The 22,098-nt window shown below is 69.5% G+C and carries 23 protein-coding genes; 6 read left to right on the top strand and 17 right to left on the bottom strand.

Translation table 11 applies throughout. The annotated features are described in order from the left end of the window. Positions 1-77 precede the first annotated feature (77 nt). The 5 genes from rpsP to EPA64_RS15100 form a co-directional block, all read right to left on the bottom strand. Positions 78-479, bottom strand: a complete 402-nt coding sequence (rpsP, locus tag EPA64_RS15120) for a 30S ribosomal protein S16 (RefSeq protein WP_134727142.1) — start codon at positions 477-479, stop codon at positions 78-80. A gap of 23 nt (positions 480-502) precedes the next feature. Further along, entirely contained in the window at positions 503-799 is a 297-nt protein-coding gene (locus tag EPA64_RS15115) for a chorismate mutase (RefSeq protein ID WP_134727141.1), read from the bottom strand. Continuing rightward, positions 796-1,329 carry a GNAT family N-acetyltransferase gene (locus tag EPA64_RS15110; protein ID WP_134727140.1) on the bottom strand — a complete coding sequence of 178 codons (534 nt, stop codon included), beginning with the start codon at positions 1,327-1,329 and terminating at the stop codon, positions 796-798. The genes EPA64_RS15115 and EPA64_RS15110 overlap by 4 nt, the downstream gene beginning before the upstream one ends. Continuing rightward, complete coding sequence (gene ffh / locus EPA64_RS15105; RefSeq protein WP_134727139.1) at positions 1,326-2,822, bottom strand: signal recognition particle protein; 1,497 nt, start codon at positions 2,820-2,822, stop codon at positions 1,326-1,328. Before ffh ends, EPA64_RS15110 begins: the two co-directional genes overlap by 4 nt. A 166-nt stretch (positions 2,823-2,988) precedes the next feature. After that, positions 2,989-3,261, bottom strand: coding sequence for a hypothetical protein (locus tag EPA64_RS15100; RefSeq protein ID WP_134727138.1), 273 nt, complete (start codon positions 3,259-3,261; stop codon positions 2,989-2,991). A gap of 132 nt (positions 3,262-3,393) precedes the next feature. Between EPA64_RS15100 and EPA64_RS15095 the strand changes: the two genes are divergently transcribed. Together EPA64_RS15095 and EPA64_RS15090 are read left to right on the top strand one after the other, a co-directional pair. Continuing rightward, positions 3,394-3,972: a peroxidase-related enzyme gene (locus EPA64_RS15095; RefSeq protein ID WP_134727137.1), complete on the top strand. Its 579-nt coding sequence runs from the start codon at positions 3,394-3,396 to the stop codon at positions 3,970-3,972. Positions 3,973-4,089: 117 nt separating this feature from the next. Continuing rightward, positions 4,090-5,448 carry an FAD-dependent oxidoreductase gene (locus tag EPA64_RS15090; RefSeq protein ID WP_134727136.1) on the top strand — a complete coding sequence of 453 codons (1,359 nt, stop codon included), beginning with the start codon at positions 4,090-4,092 and terminating at the stop codon, positions 5,446-5,448. 389 nt (positions 5,449-5,837) lie between these two features. Here the strand turns inward: EPA64_RS15090 and EPA64_RS15085 are convergent, their stop codons facing one another. After that, entirely contained in the window at positions 5,838-7,814 is a 1,977-nt protein-coding gene (locus EPA64_RS15085; RefSeq protein WP_134727135.1) for a protein meaA, read from the bottom strand. Positions 7,815-8,021: 207 nt separating this feature from the next. Between EPA64_RS15085 and ccrA the strand changes: the two genes are divergently transcribed. Beyond that, positions 8,022-9,314, top strand: a complete 1,293-nt coding sequence (gene ccrA, locus EPA64_RS15080) for a crotonyl-CoA carboxylase/reductase (protein ID WP_134727134.1) — start codon at positions 8,022-8,024, stop codon at positions 9,312-9,314. Between the two features lie 75 nt (positions 9,315-9,389). On the opposite strand, the gene EPA64_RS15075 is transcribed toward ccrA, so the two are convergent. From EPA64_RS15075 to EPA64_RS15065, 3 genes are all read right to left on the bottom strand, one after another. Further along, on the bottom strand, positions 9,390-9,722 hold the full coding sequence (locus tag EPA64_RS15075; RefSeq protein WP_134727133.1) for a hypothetical protein: 333 nt from the start codon (positions 9,720-9,722) through the stop codon (positions 9,390-9,392). Positions 9,723-9,857: 135 nt separating this feature from the next. Further along, the gene (locus tag EPA64_RS15070) at positions 9,858-10,064 is read right to left on the bottom strand and encodes a hypothetical protein (protein ID WP_134727132.1); all 207 of its coding nucleotides are present in this window, start codon (positions 10,062-10,064) and stop codon (positions 9,858-9,860) included. Positions 10,065-10,130: 66 nt separating this feature from the next. Then, entirely contained in the window at positions 10,131-11,390 is a 1,260-nt protein-coding gene (locus EPA64_RS15065) for an aromatic amino acid transport family protein (protein WP_134727131.1), read from the bottom strand. 190 nt (positions 11,391-11,580) lie between these two features. Between EPA64_RS15065 and EPA64_RS15060 the strand changes: the two genes are divergently transcribed. Then, a complete protein-coding gene (locus EPA64_RS15060) occupies positions 11,581-13,104 on the top strand; it encodes an ATP-dependent DNA helicase (protein ID WP_134727130.1) in 1,524 nt (507 codons plus the stop codon). A 279-nt stretch (positions 13,105-13,383) separates the two neighbouring features. Here the strand turns inward: EPA64_RS15060 and EPA64_RS15055 are convergent, their stop codons facing one another. Next, a complete protein-coding gene (locus tag EPA64_RS15055; protein WP_134727129.1) occupies positions 13,384-14,199 on the bottom strand; it encodes an EcsC family protein in 816 nt (271 codons plus the stop codon). Beyond that, positions 14,147-14,797 carry a GNAT family N-acetyltransferase gene (locus tag EPA64_RS15050; RefSeq protein ID WP_425467050.1) on the bottom strand — a complete coding sequence of 217 codons (651 nt, stop codon included), beginning with the start codon at positions 14,795-14,797 and terminating at the stop codon, positions 14,147-14,149. The genes EPA64_RS15055 and EPA64_RS15050 overlap by 53 nt, the downstream gene beginning before the upstream one ends. Before the next feature lie 136 nt (positions 14,798-14,933). Between EPA64_RS15050 and EPA64_RS15045 the strand changes: the two genes are divergently transcribed. Both EPA64_RS15045 and EPA64_RS15040 read left to right on the top strand, forming a co-directional pair. Further along, positions 14,934-15,530, top strand: coding sequence for a flavin reductase family protein (locus EPA64_RS15045; protein ID WP_134727128.1), 597 nt, complete (start codon positions 14,934-14,936; stop codon positions 15,528-15,530). Then, a complete protein-coding gene (locus EPA64_RS15040) occupies positions 15,527-16,069 on the top strand; it encodes an adenine phosphoribosyltransferase (RefSeq protein ID WP_134727127.1) in 543 nt (180 codons plus the stop codon). Before EPA64_RS15045 ends, EPA64_RS15040 begins: the two co-directional genes overlap by 4 nt. On the opposite strand, the gene EPA64_RS15035 is transcribed toward EPA64_RS15040, so the two are convergent. The 6 genes from EPA64_RS15035 to EPA64_RS15010 form a co-directional block, all read right to left on the bottom strand. Continuing rightward, positions 16,039-16,497: a PACE efflux transporter gene (locus EPA64_RS15035; protein ID WP_134727126.1), complete on the bottom strand. Its 459-nt coding sequence runs from the start codon at positions 16,495-16,497 to the stop codon at positions 16,039-16,041. The genes EPA64_RS15040 and EPA64_RS15035 overlap by 31 nt on opposite strands. Before the next feature lie 137 nt (positions 16,498-16,634). Beyond that, complete coding sequence (locus EPA64_RS15030; RefSeq protein ID WP_134727125.1) at positions 16,635-18,035, bottom strand: FAD-binding oxidoreductase; 1,401 nt, start codon at positions 18,033-18,035, stop codon at positions 16,635-16,637. 81 nt (positions 18,036-18,116) lie between these two features. After that, entirely contained in the window at positions 18,117-18,698 is a 582-nt protein-coding gene (locus EPA64_RS15025; RefSeq protein WP_134727124.1) for a GNAT family N-acetyltransferase, read from the bottom strand. After that, entirely contained in the window at positions 18,698-19,963 is a 1,266-nt protein-coding gene (locus EPA64_RS15020) for a M16 family metallopeptidase (protein WP_134727123.1), read from the bottom strand. The genes EPA64_RS15025 and EPA64_RS15020 overlap by 1 nt, the downstream gene beginning before the upstream one ends. After that, on the bottom strand, positions 19,960-21,348 hold the full coding sequence (thrC, locus tag EPA64_RS15015; RefSeq protein ID WP_134727122.1) for a threonine synthase: 1,389 nt from the start codon (positions 21,346-21,348) through the stop codon (positions 19,960-19,962). Before thrC ends, EPA64_RS15020 begins: the two co-directional genes overlap by 4 nt. Before the next feature lie 24 nt (positions 21,349-21,372). Beyond that, on the bottom strand, positions 21,373-22,044 hold the full coding sequence (locus EPA64_RS15010) for an SURF1 family protein (protein WP_134727121.1): 672 nt from the start codon (positions 22,042-22,044) through the stop codon (positions 21,373-21,375). Between the last annotated feature and the right edge of the window lie 54 nt (positions 22,045-22,098).

The following is a 22,098-nucleotide window of genomic DNA, read 5'->3' as shown; positions in this document are numbered from 1 at the left end:
GGACAAAGTCGTCAGGACACGCATGGCACACCTTTTCGCAGGGCGGCCCACCCACCAGGGGGCGGGCCTGCGGACCCTCATTCCTCGGCCGCAGCCTCGGTCGCCGGCTCTGCGGCGGGGGCGTTGGCGGCCTCGACCGCGGCGGCCTCGCGGGCGGCGCGCTTGGCGGCGCGGTCCTTGGCGGCCTTGCCCGGCTCGCCCTTGTTCGGGTTCGACCGCTGGGTCTTTTCCTTGACGCCGGCGGCTTCCAGGAAGCGGGCGACGCGGTCGGTCGGCTGCGCGCCCTGCGCCAGCCAGTATTGAACGCGCTCGACGTTCATCTTGATGCGGTCTTCGCTGTCTTTGGCCAGCAGCGGGTTATAGGTGCCCAGCTTTTCCAGATAGCGGCCGTCGCGCGGCATGCGCGAATCGGATGCGACGATGGAATAATGCGGGCGCTTGTTGGAACCGCCGCGGGCAAGCCGGATCTTCATGGCCATGAGTTCATCTCCTTGATATGGCTTTATTTCTGGAACTGTTCGTGGTGCCGGATCACTTCCGAGATCACGAAATTGAGGAACTTGCGGGCAAAGGCGGGGTCCAGGTCCGCCTGATGCGCAAGGGATTCCAGCCGGGCGATCTGCTCGCGTTCGCGCGCGGGATCGGACGGCGGCAGGTCGTGTTCGGCCTTCAGCCGGCCCACGGACTGGGTGTGCTTGAACCGCTCGGCCAGGGTATAGACGATGATCGCGTCCAGCCGGTCGATGCTGGCGCGGTGTTCGGCCAGCAAGGCGGCCGCGCGGGCGGTGGCGTCGGTCATGCGGCCTCCTGCGGGTGGCGGTAAACGATGCAGGGGTTGCCCCGCAGGGTGAACTCTCGCTCCGGCACGGCGCCCATGCGCTCGGCCAGCCGGCGCGAACGGGTGTTCTCGGGATGGACGAGCGAGATCATCCGCCCCAGCCCCTGCCGTCCCTGCGCGCATCTGCGGGCGGCAAGCGCCGCCTCGAAGGCAAGGCCCCTGCCCTCGAAACCCTCGTAGATATGCCAGCCCAGCTCCGGCTCGGGCCAGTCCACGTGCTGGCCCATGCCGACACGGCCGGCGACCGCGCCGGTAGCCCGGTCCTCGACCACCCACCATCCAAAGCCGCGCAGCACCCAGTGCCCGATCATCCCGGTCAGCGACGACCAGCCCTGCCACGCCGGACCCGGCCCGCCGACAAAGCGCGACCGGTCCGAAACCGCGAAGGCGGCGATCGCGTCGAGATCCCCCAGCCGCGGCGCGCGCAGGATCAGCCGGTCGGTCTCGACCACCGGCACGACGGCCGACAGGGTCTGGCTGCCCGCGCTCATTTCTTGCCGAACAGCCCCGACAACCCGCCGGGCAGGTTCAACCCGCCCAGTTGGCCGCCCAGCCCCTTCTGGTCCTGCAGCATCCGGGTCGCCTCGGCCATCTTGGCCGGATCGACGTCGGCCAGGTCGGGCAGCCCGCCGCCCTTGCCGGACATGGCGCGCATCGCCTGTTTCAGCATGGCGCCCTTGCCCATCTTGCTGACCTTCTTCATCGTGTCGGCCATCTGGCGCTGCATCTTCAGCAGCTTGTTCAGCTCGGCCACGTCCATGCCCGCACCGGCCGCGATCCGCTTCTTGCGGCTGGCCTGCAGCAGGTCGGGGTTGGCGCGTTCCTTTTTCGTCATCGAGTTGACCAGCGCGATCTGGCGGCGGATCATCACGTCGTCGATGCCCGCGGCCTCGGCCTGCCTGGCCATCTTGCCCATGCCCGGCATCATGCCCATGATGGACTGCATCCCGCCCATCTTCTGCATCTGCTCAAGCTGGTTCTTCAGGTCGTTCATGTTGAACAGGCCCTTGGCAAAGCGCTTCATCATGCGCTCGGCCTGCTCGATCTCCAGCGTCTGTTGCGCTTTTTCGACCAGCGCCACGATGTCGCCCATGCCCAGGATGCGGCCGGCGACGCGCTCGGCGTCAAAGCTTTCCAGCGCGTCCATCTTTTCGCCAAGCCCGACGAAACGGATCGGCTTGCCGGTGACGGCGCGCATCGACAGTGCAGCACCCCCGCGGCCGTCGCCGTCCATCCGGGTCAGCACGACGCCCGACACGCCCAGCCGGGCGTCGAACTCGGTCGCCACGTTCACCGCGTCCTGCCCGGTCAGGCCATCGACGACCAGCAGGGTTTCACGCGGGTTCGCCACGTCGCGGACGGCCTGCACCTCGTCCATCAGGGCCTGGTCGATGTGCAGCCGGCCGGCGGTGTCCAGCATATAGACGTCATAGCCGCCAAGGCTTGCCTGCTGTTTCGCGCGCCGCGCGATCTGCACGGCGCTCTCGCCCGGCACGATGGGCAGCGTGTCGACGCCGATCTGGCTGCCCAGGATCGCCAGCTGCTCCATCGCGGCCGGGCGGTTGGTGTCCAGCGACGCCATCAGCACGCGCTTTTTTTCGCGGTCCTTCAGGCGCCGGGCCAGCTTGGCGGTGGTGGTGGTCTTGCCCGACCCCTGCAGCCCGACCATCAGGATCGGGGCGGGCGGGTTGTCGATGCGCAGCGCGTCGGCCTCGCCCTCGCCCGACAGCATCTGGATCAGCTCGTCATGGACGATCTTGACGACCTGCTGGCCGGGGGTGATCGACTTGGTGACGGCCGCGCCCGTCGCCTTGGCCGTGACCTTGCGGGTGAAATCGCGCACCACCGGCAGCGAGACGTCGGCATCCAGCAGCGCGGCGCGCACCTCGCGCATGGCGGCGGTCACGTCGGCCTCGGTCAGGGCGCCCTGCTTGGTCAGCCGGTCGAAGACACCGCCAAGGCGGTCTGACAGGTTCTCGAACATCGCGGGCCCTCCGACAGCGAACCACTGCAAAACCAGTTTTGCCCCCGTGGGCGCGACGCGCTGACGGGGGGCGATCCCCGGCAGCCGGGGACCGGAAGGAGTGGCCTTCCGGGAATCGGGGGGTGACTAGCGCGTCGGGCCGGTCCGAGTCAAGCGCGGCGCAAGGCTAGTGCAGGATGCCGACGGCCAGTTCCACCCACACCAGCGCGAACGCCACGCCCAGCAACAGGATCGCGGCCGGCCGCAGGGGGCCGCGAGTCAGCCGCATCGCCGCCTCGACCCCCAGCCCCAGCGCGCCCAGCATCGCGGCGAAGGTCACGAAGTCGCCCGCACCCCAGTTCACCTGTTCCGTCACCGCCATCGCCGCAAGCGGCAGCAGCAGCAACAGCGCCGCGCCCGCGCCCCACATCGGCCTGCGCCAGTTCGCCCCGCGCGTCATCGCCGCCCCTTTTGCCAGTCGCCGGGACATCATGCCACGCCAGCGTCGCCGGGCGGGGTGAGAAGATCGTGATTGCACAGCGTCCCCGATGCCGTCACGCTTTCCGCCGTCCCGCAAACCCGAAAGCCCCCGATGACCGACCAGCCGATCAGCCGTTTCGCCGTCCCCGACCTTGCCACCCTGCCCGCCGACATGCGCGAGACGATCGCGGCGGTGCAGGAAAAATCGGGGTTCGTCCCGAACATCTTTCTGGCGCTGGCCCATCGCCCGGCCGAGTTCCGGGCGTTCTTTGCCTATCACGACGCGCTGATGGACAAGGACGAGGGGCTGAGCAAGGCCGACCGCGAGCTGATCGTGGTCGCCACCAGCGGGCTGAACCGCTGCCAGTATTGCGTCGTGGCGCACGGCGCGATCCTGCGGATCAGGGCGCGCGACCCGCTGATCGCGGATCAGGTCGCGGTCAACTGGCGCAAGGCGCGGCTGACCGACCGCCAGCGGGCGATGCTGGGATTCGCCGAAAAGGTGTCGCTGGCCGCCGACCGGATCGAGGATGCGGACCGCGCCGCCCTGACGGACGCCGGGTTCACCGACGACGAGATCTGGGACATCGCGTCCATCGCCGCGTTCTTTGGCCTGTCGAACCGGCTGGTGAACGCCGCCGACATCCCGCCCAACGAGGAGTTCTATCTGCTGGGCCGCCTGCCGCGCTGACCGACGCCGGGTCCGGCCGGGCAGACAGGTCATCCCCCAGCGGGTAAAAGGGCGCGCGGCGCGCATCCCGCGCGCCCCAGGAGAGATGATCGACATGACCCGACAACGAGGCCGCAGATGATCGGCCGCCGCAGCTTTCTGGCCGGACAGGCCGCCCTTGCCGCCGCGCTGACGACCGCCGGCGCCGCCGCAGCGCAGACACCGGCGCAGTCCACCGCGCAGCCCGCCCCCGCCGTGGCCCCCGTGCGCAACGCGATCCCGCGACAGGGCAAGGGCCCGCGCATCGTCGTCGCCGGCGGCGGCTGGGGCGGGATGACCACCGCCCGGCACCTGCGCGACGAACTGCCCGACGCCGAGGTCATCCTGATCGAGCGCAACCCGGTGTTCTGGACCTGCCCGTTCAGCAACAAATGGCTGATCGACGTGGTGGACACGGATTTCCTGATCCAGGACATGACGATCCCGGCGCGCACCTATGGCTATCGGCTGCTGCACACCGAGATCAGCGGCATCGACCGCGCCGCCAAGACCGTCCAGACCGGGGTGGGCACCGTCGATTACGATTTGCTGGTGATCGCGGGCGGCATCCGCAACGCCTATGACAAGTGGTTCGGCAACGACCTGCGCGCCGCCGAATACACGCGCACGCATTTCCCGTCGGCCTATATCCCCAACGCCGAACATTTCGCGCTGAAGCGCAAGCTGCGCGACTTCAAGGGCGGGCATCTGGTGATGACCCTGCCGCCGCCGCCGCACCGCTGCCCGCCCTCGCCCTATGAACGGGCCTGCATCATCGCGTGGCACATCAAGAAGAACAACATCCCGGGCAAGATCACGATCCTGGACCCCAAGCCGGGCATCGCGCCGATCACCGGCGGGTTCACCGCCGCGTTCCAGGAACTGTACCCCGACATCATCACCCATGTCCCGAACGCCGCCGTCGAAGAGGTGGACCCCTTCAACAAGCGCATCCTGACCTATGCGGGCGAGTTCGAGTTCGACGACGCGATCCTGATGCCGCCGCACCAGGCCGCCGACATCGCGTGGATGGCCGACCTTGTGCCGGTCGCGGGCGACGGCACCACGCGCGGGTGGGCCGACACCGATCCGCGGCTGTTCACGGCGCTGGACGACGAGGACGTCTATGTCGTGGGCGACGCGGTCGGCTTCATCTCGGACCAGTTCGGCTATTACCCGAAAAGCGCCCATGTGGCGAACGCACTGGGCAAGATCGTCGCCCGCAACATCGGCGAGCGGGTGCGCGGCGAGGATGTGGTGCCGGTCCTGCCGGACAACCTGTGCTTTCTGCTGGTCAACGCCGAGCCGCTGGAATCCGTCGCGGTCAAGTTCACCTATGACCTGGACCCGGCCGGCAAGGTCATCCAGACGCTGATCGACGTGAACGAGCGCACCGACGATCACCTGGCCGAGGATTACGCCTGGTTCGCCCGCACGACCGGCGATTTCCTGGCCTGACAGCGCCGGGCCGGGCGGACCGCGCCCGGCCCGCCACTGGAAGGCTCGGGCCGCCGTGTCGGGCTTTTGGAGGTCCGGCCCGGTTGTCCCCACGGCGGCTCAGGCCCGCACGGTTAACTGCAGGCGGCCCGTTCGGCCGGGGGGCTGCTCGGGAGTCGCTCAGACTCCGCGCGACCCCGGCCGCCCTGCCGCCGAGGGGGGCTGTCCAGGCGCCCTCGTTCGGTTGGGGGCTGCTTCAGCATCGCTCAGGCTCCGCGCTGCCTCGGCCGCCCTGTCGCCAGAGGGACTGTTCAGGCGCCCTCCGGGGCGGGGCTGCTCGCGCCGTCTTCCGGCCGACCTGTCGGCGGGGTGCTGCTCACCTCCGGCCGCCATTTCGGCCAGCGGATCGCTCACGCGGCCTTGTCGGCCGGATCGACCAGCGCGACCAGATCCATCATGATCCGGTTCAGCTCGAAATCCTTGGGCGTATAGACGCGCGTCACCCCCATCCCGGCCAGCCGCCGGGCGTCGTCGTCGGGGATGATGCCGCCCACGACCACCGGGATGTGCCCCAGCCCCGCCGCCCGCATCCGCGTCATCACGTCCTCGACCAGCGGCAGGTGGCTGCCCGACAGGATCGACAGCCCGACGACGTGCGCGTCCTGATCGCGGGCGGCGGCCACGATCTCGTCGGGGGTCAGGCGGATGCCGTCATAGGTGATGTCGATGCCGCAGTCCCGCGCGCGAAAGGCGATCTGCTCGGCGCCGTTGGAATGGCCGTCAAGGCCGGGCTTGCCGACCACCAGCTTCATCCGCCGGCCCAGGCGGTGGCTGACCGCATCCACCGCCTCGCGGATCGGCTCAAGCCCCTCGGTCCGGTTCGACGGGCTGGGCGACACGCCGGTCGGGCCGCGGTATTCGCCGTGGACCTGCCGCATGACGCCCGCCCATTCGCCGGTGGTCGCGCCCGCCTTTGCCGCGGCGATGGAGGCGGGCATGATGTTGCGCCCGGCCTGCGCGTCCGCGCGCAACTGCGCCAGCGCCGCATCGACGGCGCCCGCGTCGCGGGACGCGCGCCAGTCGTTCAGCCGGGCGATCTGGTCCTGTTCCACCGCCGGATCGACGACCATGATGCCGCCGTCGCCCGCGGTCAGGGGCGAGGGCTCCCCTTGCTGCCAGCGGTTCACGCCGACGACGACGGTTTCGCCGTCCTCGACCCGGTTCAGCCGGGCGGCGTTCGATTCCACCAGCCGGGATTTCATATAGTCGATGGCGGCGATGGCGCCGCCCATCCCGTCCAGCAGCGCCAGTTCCGCCCGGGCGCCGTCCTTCAGCGCCTCGACCTTGGCCGCGACGGCCGGGTTGCCATCGAACAGATCGCCGTATTCCAGCAAATCGGTTTCATAGGCCATGATCTGCTGCATCCGCAGCGACCACTGCTGGTCCCAGGGACGCGGCAGGCCCAGCGCCTCGTTCCACGCGGGAAGCTGAACCGCACGGGCGCGGGCGTTCCTGGACAGCGTCACGGCCAGCATCTCGATCAGGATGCGGTAGACGTTGTTTTCCGGCTGCTGTTCCGTCAAGCCCAGCGAGTTCACCTGCACGCCGTAACGGAAGCGGCGGTATTTCTCGTCCTCGATGCCATAGCGGTCGCGGCAGATCTCGTCCCAGAGTTCCGTGAAGGCGCGCATCTTGCAGAGTTCGGTGACGAAGCGGATGCCCGCGTTCACGAAGAAGCTGATGCGGCCGACCATCGCGGGAAAATCTTCAGGCGCGACCTTGCCCTTGAGGTCGTCCAGCACCGCGATCCCCGTCGCCAGCGCATAGGCGAGTTCCTGTTCCGGCGTCGCCCCGGCTTCCTGCAAATGATAGGAACAGACGTTCATCGGGTTCCACTTGGGCAGAGCCTGCGCCGTGTAGGCGGCAACATCCGTGATCATCCGCAAGGACGGCTTCGGCGGGCAGATATAGGTGCCGCGCGACAGGTATTCCTTGATGATGTCGTTCTGCACGGTGCCTTGCAGGGCCGTCACGTCCGCACCCTGTTCCTCGGCCACCGCGACATACAGCGACAAGAGCCAGGGCGCCGTCGCGTTGATCGTCATCGAGGTGTTCATCTGATCAAGCGGTATCGCGTCGAACAGCGCCCGCATGTCGCCCAGGTGGCAGACGGGGACGCCGACCTTGCCGACCTCGCCCCGCGCAAGGACGTGGTCGCTGTCATAGCCCGTCTGGGTGGGCAGGTCGAAGGCCACCGACAGGCCGGTCTGCCCCTTGGACAGGTTGGTGCGGTAAAGCTCGTTCGACTTGGCGGCGGTGGAATGGCCGGCATAGGTGCGGAACAGCCACGGTTTGTCGCGGCCGGGCTGGGGGGGCGTCTGGGTCATGCGGGCTGGCCTTCGCAAGATTCTTTCGGTTGGCGCCAGTTAACGGACAGATTGCTGCGCCGTCAATTCGCTGCGCTGCGGCACGGTGTCGGACATATTATTGCGCCACGCCCGCCGTCCTCTGTTGCAAAGTTGCGCGGCGCGATTTACCCCTGCCCTCAGCCCGCCACGATTCTGCACCGCGGCACGATTGCAAGGAACTCGACGATGGCACTGGACGCCCCGAAGACGATCGCCCCCTATGACGCGCCGATCAAGGATCTGTATGAAATCGGCGAGATGCCCCCCTTGGGCCATGTGCCGCGGCAGATGTATGCCTGGGCCATCCGCCGCGAACGCCAGGGCGAACCCGACAAGGCCATGCAGCTTGAGGTGGTGGACACGCCCACCATCGACAGCAACGAGGTGCTGGTCCTGGTGATGGCCGCGGGCGTCAACTATAACGGCATCTGGGCCGGGCTTGGCGTCCCGATCAGCATGTTCGACGTCCACAAGCAGCCCTATCACATCGCCGGGTCCGACGCCTCGGGGATCGTCTGGGCGGTGGGCGACAAGGTCCGCAACTGGAAGGTGGGCGATCAGGTCGTCATCCACTGCAACCAGGACGACGGCAACGACGAGGAATGCAACGGCGGCGACCCGATGTTCTCGCCGACCCAGCGCATCTGGGGTTATGAGACGCCGGACGGCTCCTTTGCCCAGTTCACCCGCGTGCAGGCCCAGCAGCTGATGCCCCGCCCCCGCCACCTGACGTGGGAGGAATCGGCCTGCTATACGCTGACGCTGGCCACCGCCTATCGGATGCTGTTCGGGCACGAGCCGCACGAGTTGAAGCCGGGCATGAACGTGCTGGTCTGGGGCGCGTCGGGCGGCCTTGGTTCCTACGCGATCCAGCTGATCAACGCGGCGGGGGCGAACGCCATCGGCGTGATCTCGGACGAGGACAAGCGCGAGTTCGTCATGGGCCTTGGCGCCAAGGGCGTCCTGAACCGCAAGGATTACAGCTGCTGGGGCCAACTGCCCACCGTGAACACCCCCGAATACAAAGAGTGGTTCAACGAGGTGCGCCGCTTTGGCAAGGCGATCTGGGACATCACCGGCAAGGGCCAGAACGTCGATATCGTCTTTGAACACCCCGGCGAATCGACCTTCCCGGTTTCGACCTTCGTCTGCAAAAAGGGCGGCATGGTCGTGATCTGCGCGGGCACGACCGGGTTCAACTGCACCTTTGACGTGCGCTATATGTGGATGCACCAGAAACGCCTGCAGGGGTCGCACTTCGCCCATCTGAAACAGGCCGCCGCCGCCAACCGGCTGATGCTGGAGCGTCGCCTCGACCCCTGCATGTCCGAGGTGTTTCCCTGGGCCGAGATTCCCGACGCCCACGTCAAGATGCTGCGCAACCAGCACAAGCCGGGCAACATGGCCGTGCTGGTGCAGGCGCCGACCACCGGCCTGCGCACGTTCGAGGATGCGCTTGAGGCCCAGCCGCGCGGGTGACCCCGCCGCCTGCGCGAAACATGGAAACGGGCGGTGCATGGCACCGCCCGAAGTGCTGTGTGAACGGCTGGCAGGTCAGTAATTGCCCGGCGGGTCGCTGGCCGGGAACGATTCGTCCGATTGCTCGTCCAGCCCGTCCCAGCGCCGGGGCGGGTCGCGCATGGCGTCGGGGCCCGCCGGGCGCACGAAGCAGTCCGAAAGCTCGTGCGCGTCGGCTGCGACCTTGGGCGAGATCGCTGCCCCGCGCGCGGGCGCTGCGTCCTGATCGTCATCGTGGCGGCCGTAGTCCGCAAGGTGCAGCCAACGGCTGCGGCTGCTGCTCATCATCAGGGCGGCCAGCGCCGCCGCGCCGGCAACCGCGACAAGCGTCAGCATCGAGGGAGGGCGGCGGTGTCGGTGGGATCGCATGCTGGTTTCATCTCCTCGGCCGTGGGTTTCCCGTTCCGCCCGCATGACGCGGGCGGCGCAGCACCGGAACGCGCACCGGCGCCGGATGGATCCGGCCGGCGCCCGGCCTCCCGCCCTGTCCCCCGGACCGCGCCGTCACGCGTCGCGTTCGCCTTGGCCGGGGTGACGGCATTTCCATTCCGTCACCACCTCGGCCGGGTGGGCGCTGGCCCATCGCGCCAGTTCGAACTGGCCCTGCAGCATGCAGTTGAACGTGCCGTGCTGCTGCGTGAACAGCAGGCTGTGCGGCGTGCAGGCCTGTGGATCAGAGATGAGGCACGTCACGAAGAACAGTTCGATCATGGCCGCTTCCCTTGCTGCAGGGTGGCCAGCCCGACAAGGAAGCCGCGCCCGCCGGGGCGCAGCCGGTCAGAACAGCCCGTAAAGGATCGCGCTGATCGCGATCAGCCCCGCGATGGTGACAAAGACGTTCGACAACTGCCCGCGATATTTCGCCAGCGCCGGCACCCGAGAGATCGCATACATCGGCATCAGATACAGGATCGCCGCGATGACCGGCCCGCCCAGCGTCTCGATCAGGCCCAGGATGCTGGGGTTCAGGATCGCCACCGCCCAGCAGGTCAGGAACATGAACAGCGCGATGGCCGCGTTCAGCCTGCGGTCGGGCATCGCGGCCGCGTCCGGCGCGATGGTGCCGCGCAGGATGCCGCGCAGCCCCTCGGCCGCGCCCAGGTAATGGCCGAAGAACGACGACACGATGGCGACGAATGCCACGATCGGGCCGAAATAGCTGATGAACGGGCTGCCGTGGATGTTGGCCAGATAGGACAGCACCGGCAGGTTCTGTTCCTTCGCCTCGACCAGCTGCGCGGGGGTCATCGCCAGAACGCAGGAAAACACGAACAGCATCACAAAGCCGACCAGCATCACCGCGTTGTTGCGCAGGATGCGCGCGGCGCGGAACTCCGCCTCGCGGCCATAGTCGCGTTCGATGGAACACGAGAACTGCGAGATGGCGGGCGAGTGGTTGAACGAAAAGACCAGCACCGGGATGGTCAGCCAGATGGATTTCAGCGCCGGGGCGACCGGCGTCCAGGTCTGCACGGCGGCCAGCCGCCAGTCGGGGATCAGGTAAAGCGAGATGAAGATCAGGATCGCCACCAGCGGATAGACCAGCCACTGCGTGACCAGCAGCATCACCCGCTCTCCGGCCAGCATAACGGCCATCATGGCCGCGATCAGCACCCCCGACAGCAGCCAGCGCGGGATTTCCGCAAAGCCGAGCTGGTTGACCAGAAAGCTGCCGACCGTGTTGGTGATGCCCACCGCATAGATCAGCACGATGGGATAGATGGCCAGGAAATACAGGACGGTGATCGCCTTGCCCGCGCCGGGGCCGAAATGTTCGACCACGACCTCGGTGATGTCGCTGCCGGGGCGCGACGACGACATGACGAACCGCGACAGCGCCCGGTGCGACAGAAAGGTCATCGGCCCGATCACGACAGCCATCACGACCAGCGGCCAGAACCCGCCCAGCCCCGCATTGATGGGCAGGAACAGGATGCCCGCGCCGACGGCGGTGCCGAACAGGCTCAGCATCCAGGCGGTATCGTGGCGGGTCCACGCGGTTCGGCGCGGGGCGGCGTCGGTCACGGCCTGCTGCATCGTCCGGCCTTTCTATCCTGCGTTGCATGGATGGTAGCAGCCGGGCGCAAGGGCGCGCAAGGCTTCCCCGCCGTCGCGCCGGCGGCGCGCGCCCCGGTTGATCGCGCGGCGCGGCGCGCGCCCCGGGTTGATCGCGCGGGGCGGCGCGCGCGCCGGTTGATCGCGCCCGCCCGGTGTAGCAGAAGGCGCCATGACCCTTCCCACCCTTTCCCCCGACCAGGCCGACGCCTGGGACGCGCTGGCCGAGACGCTGGCGGCCGCGGGCGTCGATCTGGTGGCCGAACAGATTGCCCCCGCCCAGCCCGGCAAGGGCCGCGTGATGGCGGTTCTGGGCAAGGCCGGGTCGGGCAAGACGCTGCTGCTGGCGGAACTGACGCGCGCCCTGCGCGAGGCCGGGGTCCAGGTCGTCAGCGGCGATTACGAGGGCAAGCGCCGCAAGGACACGCGCACGCTGGCGGTGCTGGCGCCGACGAACAAGGCGGCGTTCGTGCTGCGGATGCGCGGCGTGCCCGCGACGACCATCCACCGCATCCTGTATACGCCCGTCTATGACCCCCAATACGAAAAGCTGGCCGAATGGCTGGCCGGCACCGGCACCCGCCCGGTGATCGAGGGGATGGCCGACGACGCGATGGACCGCGCCAAGCTGTTCTATGACCAGCACGGCTCGATCCCCGGTGCGCTGGCTGCGGCGGGCTTGCGCGGATCGGATTTCATCCAGGGCTGGAAACGGCGCGAGGATCCGCTGGACATCGGGCTGATCGACGAATCCTCGATGCTGGACGAACGCCAGTTCGACGACCTGCGCGAGATCTTCCCGGTGCTGGTCCTGTTCGGCGATCCCGCGCAGCTGGCCCCCGTCGGCCAGTCGGGCGAGATGGTGTTCGACCGCCTCGCCGCCCCCCAGAAACTGACGCTGCACCGCGTCCACCGGCAGGCGGACGACAGCCCGATCCTGGACCTCGCCCATGCGCTGGCGGACCCGGCGGTGGATTTCGCGGCCTTTGAACGGCTGGTCCGCGATGCGGCGGCCCGCGACCCGCGCGTCGTCTGGGCGGAACGGGTGGAAAGCGACCTGATGGCGCGGTCCCCGGTGCTGGTCTGGCGCAACGCGACCCGCGTGCGGCTGATCACCGCGTTCCGCGCCGCCCACGGCGCGCCCGGCGACGCGCTGCTGCCCGGCGAGCCCCTGATCTGCGACGGGATCGAGCTGCCGCTGAAGCACCGGAAAAAGCGCATCGACCTCGAGGCGCGGGGCCTGATCAAGGGCGCGCAGGTCATCTATCTGGGACCGGGGAAAAAGCCCGGCTTCTCGCGCCTGCACGTCATCGGCGCGATGGAACCGCGCCTGTCCGCCGCCAGCATCATCAAGATCGAGACGCCCGAGGTGGACGAACCCTTCATCCCCTATGCCGCCCGCATGGGCGCGGCCTTCCTGCACGGCGCGGCGGTCACGATCCACAAGGCGCAAGGGTCGCAGTGGCCCGACGTGCAGGTGTTCGCGCCCGACATCTCGGCCGCCGCCTGGGCCAACCGGGTCGAGGCCGGGCTGCCGCTGTGGAAACGCCTGGCCTATGTCGCCATCACCCGCGCCCAGGAACGGCTGCTGTGGGTGACGCGCGCGCGGCTGGCGCGGCCGCAGGGCGGCCTCGGCACCGACGACCTGACGGTAGAGACGGCGCCCCTGACGCTGGCGGCCGAGGCGGAGGTTTAGGCGCGCCCCTCGCCCTTCGCGGGGCCATCTTGCCCGCGCGCGGCCTCTGGGCGATGCCAGCCGGGGGCTGCGTCCAGCGTGTGGCGCCGGCAAAGACCGGAAGCCCTGAAGTCCTGAGTATTTGTGCCAAGAAGAAACCAGGTAATGTCGGGTGCGTGCTTGCACCCCCGCCCCGGTTCCAGCGGGCCGCAGTGCCATGCGGCGCGATCTCACCCCCCGCGCCGTCTGACTCCGCGTTGCGCCGCCGCGCCCCGGCCGCGCGGCCACCCCCCGCCCGTGTCAGGCCCGGCGCGCGCGCCGCTGTGCCTTTTCGTCCTGCAGTTGCCCGATGCGGTCCTGCAGCGCCTCGGTCAGCGATTCGCGCGGCAGACCGGTTTCCACCGCCAGCCGCATCAGCCCGAAATGCACCCGCGCGATTTCCTGGTAATAGCGCGCGAAGGTATAGTTGATCGTGGCCCCCGCCAGCGCGCCGAACACCGGCGTCGCCTGCGCGGCCAGTTTCTGGCCCAGCACCGCCGACAGGCGCGGCGCGATGCGGGCGATCAGGCCCTGCACGGTCTGGCCGGTGATCGACAGCTTGGCCGCCAGCAGGCCCAGGTCGGTGCCGTCGTCGTCGGCCATCGGACCGGCGGCGGCAAAGACGCGCAGCGCCTCGGTCCGCACCTCGTCGCTGTCGGGGTCCAGCCCGTGTTCGGCCGCGATGTCCAGGATCGCGCGCAGCAGCATGGTGATCGTCAGCGGCAGCTCGACCATCGCGCCCGGCAGGCCCGCCATGCCGCCCGCCGCGCCCGACACGGTGGACGCCAGCCGGTTGAACCAGTCGCCCCGGTCGCGCATCAGCCGCCGCGACCGGGCGGCGGCGCCAAAGGCGCGGTCCAGCCCCGCCAGCGTGATGTCGTCCAGCCGGGTGCGCACGAACGCCGGCAGCCGCGCGATCAGCCCCTCGGCGCTGCCGCCGACGGTGGACAGCAGGTTCATCCCCAGCCCGCCCGCCGCGACATAGCGCCGGGCCAGCTTGTCGATCTGGACGTGGACGCCGGGGTCAGCGATGGGCGGCAGAACGGCTTGGCGTGGGGTGATCCGCGGTGCGGGCATGGGCATCGTCCTTTGTCACCTCGACCTCGGCGCAGGCCGCGCGCAGGTCGGGGCTGTCCTCGATCTCGGCCAGTCCGGCCAGCACGTCGGGCCGCGTCTCGCGCGTCACCGCGCCCCGCAGCCCAACCCATGCACCGGGGCTAAGTTCCAGCCCCAGCACCCGGTCGGGGTTGGTGGGCGGCGGCATCTCGACCCCGTCCAGCCGGGCAAAGCCGAAGCGGCCGTAATAGGGCGCGTCGCCCACCAGCATGACCCGCGACCAGCCCATCGCCGCGGCCCGCGCCAGGCTTTCGCGCATCAAAAGCCCGCCCAGCCCCTCGCCCTGCGCGGTCGGGTGGACCGCGACCGGCCCCAGCAGCAGGACGGTGCGCCCCCCCACCCGCACGGGCCAGTAACGGATCGCGGCAACCATCGCATCGCCGTCGCCCCGCAGCGTCAGGCACAGTTCCGGCACGGCCGGCACCCCGTCGCGCAGCCGATAGGACGACAGCGCCGTGCGCCCCGGGCCAAAGCATGTATCCAGCAGCGCCTCGACCTCGGGGGTGTCGGCGTCGGTCTCGGGGCAAAGCTGATACATCGGGCCTCGCTGCGTCCTCACGCCGCCGGTTAGCATCGCGCACCGCGGGATTGAACGGCAAAACCGCGTGACCGGACGATTGCCCCGCGGCCCCCGCCGCGATGGTTGCAGCGGCACGCGGGCGCGGGCAGGATGCGCCGAACTTGCAGGAGGCCCCATGTTCTATCGCCCCGAAAACGGCCACGGCCTGCCCCACAATCCCTGGAACGCCATCGTCGCGCCCCGTCCCATCGGGTGGATCTCGACCCGCGGGCGGCTGGGCGACAACCTTGCGCCCTATTCCTTCTTCAACGCCACCGCCTATGTCCCGCCGCAGGTGATGTTCGCGTCCACCGGGACCAAGCCGGACCGGCCCGGCACCAAGGACAGCGTGGCCCAGATCGCGGAGAGCCGGGTCTTTTGCGTCAATATCGCCGACGGCGCGCTGAAGGACGCGGCGAACGCAAGCTCGGCCGCCCTGCCCGCCGGCACGTCCGAGTTCGAGGCGGCCGGCGTCACCGGCGTCGCCTGCGAAACCATCGACTGCCTGCGCGTGGCCGAGGCGGCGGCATCGCTCGAATGCCGCATGACGCGCATCATCCGTCAGGCAGGCGAGGCCAACCACATCGTGCTGGGCGTCGTCACCGGCATCCACCTGCGGCCCGACTGCGTGCGCGACGGGCGGTTCGACCTGTCCCACACCGGCTGGCTGGCCCGCATGGGATACCGCGATTACTGCATCGTCACCGACCGGTTCGAGATGATCCGCCCATGAGCCGCCCCCAGAAAACCGTCAAGGATTACATCCGCAGCATCGTGGATTTCCCGCACGAAGGCATCGTGTTCCGCGACGTAACGACGCTGTTCGCCGACGCCCGCGGCTTTCGCATCGCGGTCGACCAGCTGCTGTCGCCCTATGCGGGCATCCCCATCGACAAGGTCGTGGGGCTCGAGGCGCGGGGCTTTATCCTGGGCGGCGCGGTGGCGCATCAGCTGACCACCGGCTTTGTCCCGATCCGCAAAAAGGGCAAGCTGCCCGGCACGGTCATCAGCCAGGCCTATGCGCTGGAATACGGCGAGGCGGTGATGGAGATCCACGACGACGCCATCCGCGAGGGCGAGCGGGTGCTGATCGTGGACGACCTGCTGGCGACGGGCGGGACCGCCGCCGCCGCCATCGGCCTGTGCCGGCGGCTGGGCGCGCAGGTCATGGGCGCGGCCTTCGTCATCGACCTGCCGGACCTGGGCGGCCGGCGCGTGGTCGAGGACGCAGGCGTCGAGGTTCACGCGCTTTGCGCGTTCGACGGGGACTGAGCCGCCCTGGCCTTGGCCTCGGGCGGCGGGAAGGCGCGGTCATAGCCCCAGTTGAAGGCATAGCCGTAAAGGATGTAGAAAACCGCGATGGTCAGGTCGAACAGGAACGCCTGCCACAGCGACACCTGCAGCATCCACGCGACGAAGGGCAGCAGCAGGACCAGCAGCCCCGCCTCGAACAGCAGGGCGTGCAGGGCGCGGATGCGGTGGGTCTTGATGACGCTGCCGCGCAGCCGCAGCATGCCGCGGTCAAAGATCAGGTTGAAGACATAGTTCCACGCCGTCGCCACAAGCGACGACACGACGCCGATCGCCCCCAGCGCGTGCACGTCAAAGCCGGTCAGGATCGCCCCGCCGCCGATCAGCAGGACAAGCCCGATCAGTTCGAACAGGATGGCGTGGCGGATGCGGTCAAGGGTGGTGCGCATGGGATCGGTTCCTTTGCCGGGCCGTCCCGCGTGCCGCCCATGATGGGGAAGGTCGTCCTTCGGCCCCCGATATAGGTCCGGGGGCGGCGGGGATCAACTCGGCCGCGATCAACCCGGCCTGATCAACCGTGCCCCGATCAACCTGGCCCGAGAACCGCGCCGGGGTTCATGATCCCCAGAGGGTCCAGCGCCGCCTTGATCGCCCGCATCGCGGCCAGCCGCGCCGGATCGCCCCAGCGCGCCAGGTCGGCGGCCTTGAGCCTGCCGACCCCGTGTTCGGCCGAAAACGACCCGCCCCGGTCCACCACCATCTGGTGCAGCGTTTCCTGGACCCGGGGGCGCAGGGCGTCATACTCCTCGCGCCTGCGACCAAGGGCGGGAAAGACGTTGTAATGCAGGTTGCCGTCGCCCAGATGGCCGAAACAGTTGACCCGCATGTCGCCCATCGCCGCCAGCCACGCGCCCGCGTCCGCGATATAGCGCGGGATTTCCGACAGCGGCAGGCTGATGTCGTGGGACGAGATCGCGCCGATGCGCCGGTTCGCCTCGGGCAGATGCTCGCGCAGGGTCCAGAACGCCGCCGCCTGCGCGCCCGACTGCGCCAGCGCCCCGTCGGTGACCAGCCCGTCCCCCATCGCGCTTTCCAGCAGGCCCGCCAGCGCCTCGTCCGGCGCCAGCCCCTGCGGCAGCGACAGTTCCAGCAGCACCGACCACGGCGCGCCGGGCAGCGGCTGGCGGATGTCGGGCAGCACCTCGGTCAGGAACGCCAGCCCCTGCCCCGCGATCAGCTCGAACGCGGTGACGCATCCGGCGAACCGCGCCTGCGCCAGCCCCAGCAGCGCCAGCGCCGCGGCGGGGTCGGGCACCGCCAGCATCGCGGTCGCCACGCCCGCGGGCGGCGGGGCCATGCGCAGGCTGGCGGCGGTGATGATGCCCAGCGTTCCCTCGGCCCCGATCAGCAGGTCGCGGATCGCATAGCCGGTGTTGTCCTTGCGCAGCCGTTTCAGGTCGTGGACGATTGACCCGTCGGGCAGCACCGCCTCGATCCCCAGGCACAGGGCGCGGGCGTTCCCCCAGCGCAGCACCGCCGTCCCGCCTGCGTTCGCGGCCAGCACGCCGCCGATCTGCGCGGTGCCCTGGCTCGCCAGCGCCAGCGGGAACATCCGCCCGGCGGCGCGGGCGGCGGCCTGGACCTGTTCCAGCGTGGCGCCCGCCTCGGCGACCAGCACATCCTCGGCCGGCCAGATGTCGCGGATGGCGGTCATCCGTTCCAGCGACAGGATCAGCGGCGCGGGGCCCGCGCCCATGACCGAGCCGCCCACCAGCCCCGTCCCGCCGCCGCGCGGCACGATGGCCACGCGGGCGTGGCCGCAGGCCCGCACCACGGCCGCCACCTCGTCCACGCTGCGCGGCGCGGCGACCAGCCCGCCCTGTCCGCGATAGCGGCCGCGCGGCTCGTCCAGGTAACGGTCCTCGACCGGCCGCAGCACGCCGGGGGGCAGCACGGCCGCCAGCCGTTCGTCGGCAGGGTTCAGCATCTCGCCCCTTCTTCCTTGCGAAAATATCCCGCGGGGAATCGTCGCTTGCGACGATGGGGGCGCGCAGCCCCCCTGCGCGCGTCAGCGCGCATCGGTCCGCCCGCGCCGGTCGCTGCGCAGGCTGGCATATTGCACATGGTTGCGCCAGCGCCCGTTGATCTGCAGAAAGCTTTGCGCGACGCCCTCATACTTGAACCCCGCCTTTTCCAGCACCCCGCGGCTGGCGGCGTTCTCGGGCAGGCAGGCGGCCTCGATCCGGGACAGGTCCATCGGGCCGAAGGCATGGGCCACGACCGCGCCGATCGCCTCGCGCATGAAGCCCTGGCGGGCAAAGGGGGCGCCGATCCAGTATCCCAGCGTGCCCATCTGCGCGGGGCCGCGGCGGATGTTGTCCAGCGTGACGGCGCCCAGAAAGGTGCCGTCGCGCCGGATCAGGAACAGGGGCAGCGCGGTGCCGCCCCGGCTGGCGCGCCCGGCCCAATAAACGCGGTTGGTGAAGGCGCGCCGCGACAGATGGTCGGCGTGCCAGACGGGCTCCCACGGCGTCAGAAAGGCGCGGCTTTCGGCGCGCAAGCTCGTCCAGTCGGCGAAATCGCCGTGGGTGGGCAGGCGCAGCACCATCCGCTCGGTTTCCAACCGGGGCGAACGGCGGCGGGCGAACATCAGGCGGCAAGCCGCTGGGCAAGGGCGTCGCGCGCCGGGGCCTTTTTCACCGGCCCATACAGCGCCAGCGCGGGCCGTGCGGCGGCGATCAGGGCCGCGGCGTGGTCGCGCACCTCGGCCGCGGTCACGGCGTCGATGCGGGCGGCCACCTCGGCCGCGTCTGGCACGCGGCCCCAGATCGCCAGCGTGCGGGCGATGCGTTCGGCCTGGCTGGACGGGCTTTCCAGCCCCATCAGCAGCCCGGCCTTCAGCTGCGCCTTGGCGCGCGCCACCTCGGCCCCGGTCAGATCGTCCGCCGACCGCCGGATCTCGTCGATGGTCAGATGCGCAAGGTCCGCCAACTGGTCGCCCGCGGTGCCGGCATAGATCGTCACCATCCCGGTGTCGTCATGGAACCCGGACTGCGCAAAGATCGAATAGCACAACCCCCGTTCCTCGCGGATCTTCTGGAACAGCCGGGACGACATGCCGCCCCCCAGCGCCGCCGTCCAGATCTGGGCGGCATAGAAATCCGGCGCAAGATAGCCCGGCCCCTCGAACGCCAGCGCGAAATGCGCCTGTTCAAGGCGCTTGACGCGACGCTGCTCGGTGCCCAGCCAGCGGGCGGGCTCGCGGGTGGCGCCGATGACCGGCGACAGATGGCCGAACATCGCTTCGGCCTGGCGGACGATGGCGTCGTGATCGACGGCGCCTGCGGCGGCGACGATCATCTGGCCGGGGCCGTAATGCTCGGCCACGAACCCCGACAGATCGTCGCGCGAAAACCCCGACACCCGTTCCGCCGGGCCAAGGATCGTGCGGCCCATCGCCTGGTCGGGATAGGCGGCCTCTTGCAGCCAGTCGAAGATCACGTCGTCGGGCGTGTCCATCGCCTGCCCGATTTCCTGCAGGATGACCCCGCGCTCGACCTCGATCTCGCGCCCGTCGAACACCGGGTTCAGCACGATGTCGCCGATCACGTCCATCGCCAGCGCCACGTCGCCCGCCAGAACCCGCGCGTAATAGGCGGTCACGTCGCGCGAGGTATAGGCGTTGATGTATCCGCCCACGTCCTCAATCGCCTCGGCGATCTGCAGGGCGCTGCGCCGGGCGGTGCCCTTGAACGCCATGTGTTCCAGGAAATGCGCGATGCCGTTCTGCTCAAGCCGCTCGTCGCGGCCGCCAGCGTTGACCCAGACGCCTACCGACGCGGAATGCAGGCCCGGCATCAGGCGGGTGGCGACCCGCAGGCCGTTCGCAAGGGTGGTGATCTGGACGTCCGTCAAGCCGTTCTCCGTTCAAGGATCAAGGACTTAAGCGCGGCGCTGTCGTTTTCAACCCGCGTCACCCGCTCGGGCAGCTCGCCCAGCCGGGCCATGTGCGGCGGCAGCGCCGGGCGGATGCCGATGGCCTGTTCGACGGCATCGGGGAACTTGGCCGGGTGGGCGGTCGCCAGCGTGATCATCGGCGTGCCGGGGACGCGGTTGCGGTCGGCGACCTCGATCCCCACGGCGGTGTGGGGGCAGACGACCTGGCCGGTCTGGGCGCGGACGCGGGCGATGGTCGCCAGCGTCTCGGCCTCGGACACGCGGCCCGAGGCGAACTCGTCGCGCAACTGATCCAGCGCGCCCTGGCTGATGGTGAAGGCGCCGGACTTCAGCTCCTCCATCAGCTGCGCCACGGCGCGGCCGTCGCCGCCATAGGCCGCGAACAGCGCCCGTTCAAAGTTGGAACTGACCTGGATGTCCATGCTGGGCGACATCGACGGCTCGACCCGCCCGACGCTGTATTCGCCGGTCCGCAGGGCGCGGTCCAGGATGTCGTTCTGGTTCGTGGCGACCACCAGCCGATCGATCGGCAGGCCCATCCGGCGCGCGATGGACCCCGCGAAGATGTCGCCGAAGTTGCCGGTCGGCACGGTAAAGCTGACCGCGCGATGCGGCGCGCCCAGGCTGACGGCGGCGGTGAAGTAATAGACCACCTGCGCCAGCACCCGCGCCCAGTTGATCGAGTTCACGCCCGCCAGCCCCACGCCGTCGCGGAAATCGTGGTCGTTGAACAGATCCTTCAGCCGCGCCTGCGCGTCGTCGAAGGTGCCCGAGATCGCCAGCGCGTGGACGTTGGCCTCGTCCGGCGTCGTCATCTGGCGGCGCTGCACCTCGCTGACGCGGCCGTGCGGATACAGGATGAACACGTCCACATTGGGCAGGCCGCGGAACGCCTCGATCGCGGCCGACCCGGTGTCGCCGCTGGTCGCGCCCACGATGGTGATGCGCCGGCCCTCGCGCGCCAGCGCGATCTGGAACAGCTGCCCGATCAGCTGCATGGCGAAATCCTTGAACGCCAGCGTCGGGCCGTGGAACAGCTCCAGCAGGTGATGCCCCGGCGCCAGCTGCACCAGAGGCGCGCGGGCGGGGTGGCCGAAACCCTGATAGGCGCGGCGGATCGCCTCGCGCAGTTCGGTCTCGGAAAAGCTTTCCGCGACAAAAGGCTGCATCACGCGGAACGCGGCCTCCTCATAGCTCGCGCCCTCCAGCGCGGCGATCTCGGCGGGCGTCAGCACCGGCACGGTCTCGGGCACATACAGCCCGCCGTCCCGCGCAAGGCCCGTCAGCATCGTTTCGGCAAAAGGCAGGACGGGGGCGGCCCCGCGGGTCGAGATATATTGCATCGGATGATCCTCGGCCGGTCCCATCTAGAACCGGCGTTGCCTGATACGCCAGATCAGCGCGCCTGTCATCCCTGCCCAGACAAGGGCCAGCCCGAACCACTGGATCGCATAGCCCATGTGGCTGTTCGGGATGCCCTCGATGCCGACGGGGATCGGCGTGACGCCCTGCCCGTCGCCCGCGACCCGGGCGGCCACGACCAGCACGGGTTCGGTATTCAGCGCAGCGGCCATGCCGGGCACGTCGCGCGCAAACCAGATGTTCTCGGACAGGTTCGGGGCGGGCGTGGCGCTGGTGGCCTCGTTCGGCCAGTGCAAATTGCCGTCCACCTGCAGCGATACCGGGGGGCGGGGGGCGTGGCGCGCATCCTCGGGGACAAAGCCGCGGTCCAGCATGATCCGGCGCCCGTCGTCGGTCACGAAGCCGGACACGATGCGGTATCCCGCGCCGGATTCGCGCGTGCCGCCCAGCACCAGCAACTCGTCCCCGGTGGTGGTGCCCGCGACCGTCACGGGGCGGTATTTCATCGACGCATCGACGGCCGCGGGCAGCGGGCCGGGTGCGGCGTCGATGCCGCGCTGGATCTGGGCCAGCAGTCCCGCTTTCCATTCTGCGCGCTGCAACTGCCAGACGCCCAGGGCGACCAGAATCGCGCAGCCGATCAGGCCGAACAGCACGGGTCCAAGATAGCGGCGCATGTCACCCCTTGCGGCTTTCGGAGGGCGGGCAGCCCGCAATGGAAACGGCGCGCG

It is taken from the genome of Paracoccus luteus, assembly GCF_004522155.1.
In the GTDB taxonomy this organism is placed as follows: Bacteria; Pseudomonadota; Alphaproteobacteria; order Rhodobacterales; family Rhodobacteraceae; genus Paracoccus; species Paracoccus luteus.
The sequence above is the reverse complement of the archived record's forward strand: the minus strand, read 5'-3'. Positions and strand labels throughout refer to the sequence as shown.

Excerpts from the sequence above, each read along its gene's own strand:
- EPA64_RS15085 (WP_134727135.1), bottom strand. The coding sequence starts at position 7,814 with ATGACCCAGACGCCCCCCCAGCCCGGCCGCGACAAACCGTGGCTGTTC.
- EPA64_RS15040 (WP_134727127.1), top strand. The coding sequence starts at position 15,527 with ATGAGCCGCCCCCAGAAAACCGTCAAGGATTACATCCGCAGCATCGTG.
- EPA64_RS15025 (WP_134727124.1), bottom strand. The coding sequence starts at position 18,698 with ATGTTCGCCCGCCGCCGTTCGCCCCGGTTGGAAACCGAGCGGATGGTG.
- EPA64_RS15115 (WP_134727141.1), bottom strand. The coding sequence starts at position 799 with ATGACCGACGCCACCGCCCGCGCGGCCGCCTTGCTGGCCGAACACCGC.
- rpsP (WP_134727142.1), bottom strand. The coding sequence starts at position 479 with ATGGCCATGAAGATCCGGCTTGCCCGCGGCGGTTCCAACAAGCGCCCG.
- EPA64_RS15095 (WP_134727137.1), top strand. The coding sequence starts at position 3,394 with ATGACCGACCAGCCGATCAGCCGTTTCGCCGTCCCCGACCTTGCCACC.
- EPA64_RS15110 (WP_134727140.1), bottom strand. The coding sequence starts at position 1,329 with ATGAGCGCGGGCAGCCAGACCCTGTCGGCCGTCGTGCCGGTGGTCGAG.
- EPA64_RS15055 (WP_134727129.1), bottom strand. The coding sequence starts at position 14,199 with ATGCCCGCACCGCGGATCACCCCACGCCAAGCCGTTCTGCCGCCCATC.
- EPA64_RS15100 (WP_134727138.1), bottom strand. The coding sequence starts at position 3,261 with ATGACGCGCGGGGCGAACTGGCGCAGGCCGATGTGGGGCGCGGGCGCG.
- EPA64_RS15035 (WP_134727126.1), bottom strand. The coding sequence starts at position 16,497 with ATGCGCACCACCCTTGACCGCATCCGCCACGCCATCCTGTTCGAACTG.
- ffh (WP_134727139.1), bottom strand. The coding sequence starts at position 2,822 with ATGTTCGAGAACCTGTCAGACCGCCTTGGCGGTGTCTTCGACCGGCTG.
- EPA64_RS15070 (WP_134727132.1), bottom strand. The coding sequence starts at position 10,064 with ATGATCGAACTGTTCTTCGTGACGTGCCTCATCTCTGATCCACAGGCC.
- ccrA (WP_134727134.1), top strand. The coding sequence starts at position 8,022 with ATGGCACTGGACGCCCCGAAGACGATCGCCCCCTATGACGCGCCGATC.
- EPA64_RS15045 (WP_134727128.1), top strand. The coding sequence starts at position 14,934 with ATGTTCTATCGCCCCGAAAACGGCCACGGCCTGCCCCACAATCCCTGG.
- EPA64_RS15065 (WP_134727131.1), bottom strand. The coding sequence starts at position 11,390 with ATGCAGCAGGCCGTGACCGACGCCGCCCCGCGCCGAACCGCGTGGACC.
- EPA64_RS15010 (WP_134727121.1), bottom strand. The coding sequence starts at position 22,044 with ATGCGCCGCTATCTTGGACCCGTGCTGTTCGGCCTGATCGGCTGCGCG.
- EPA64_RS15075 (WP_134727133.1), bottom strand. The coding sequence starts at position 9,722 with ATGCGATCCCACCGACACCGCCGCCCTCCCTCGATGCTGACGCTTGTC.
- thrC (WP_134727122.1), bottom strand. The coding sequence starts at position 21,348 with ATGCAATATATCTCGACCCGCGGGGCCGCCCCCGTCCTGCCTTTTGCC.
- EPA64_RS15030 (WP_134727125.1), bottom strand. The coding sequence starts at position 18,035 with ATGCTGAACCCTGCCGACGAACGGCTGGCGGCCGTGCTGCCCCCCGGC.
- EPA64_RS15060 (WP_134727130.1), top strand. The coding sequence starts at position 11,581 with ATGACCCTTCCCACCCTTTCCCCCGACCAGGCCGACGCCTGGGACGCG.
- EPA64_RS15090 (WP_134727136.1), top strand. The coding sequence starts at position 4,090 with ATGATCGGCCGCCGCAGCTTTCTGGCCGGACAGGCCGCCCTTGCCGCC.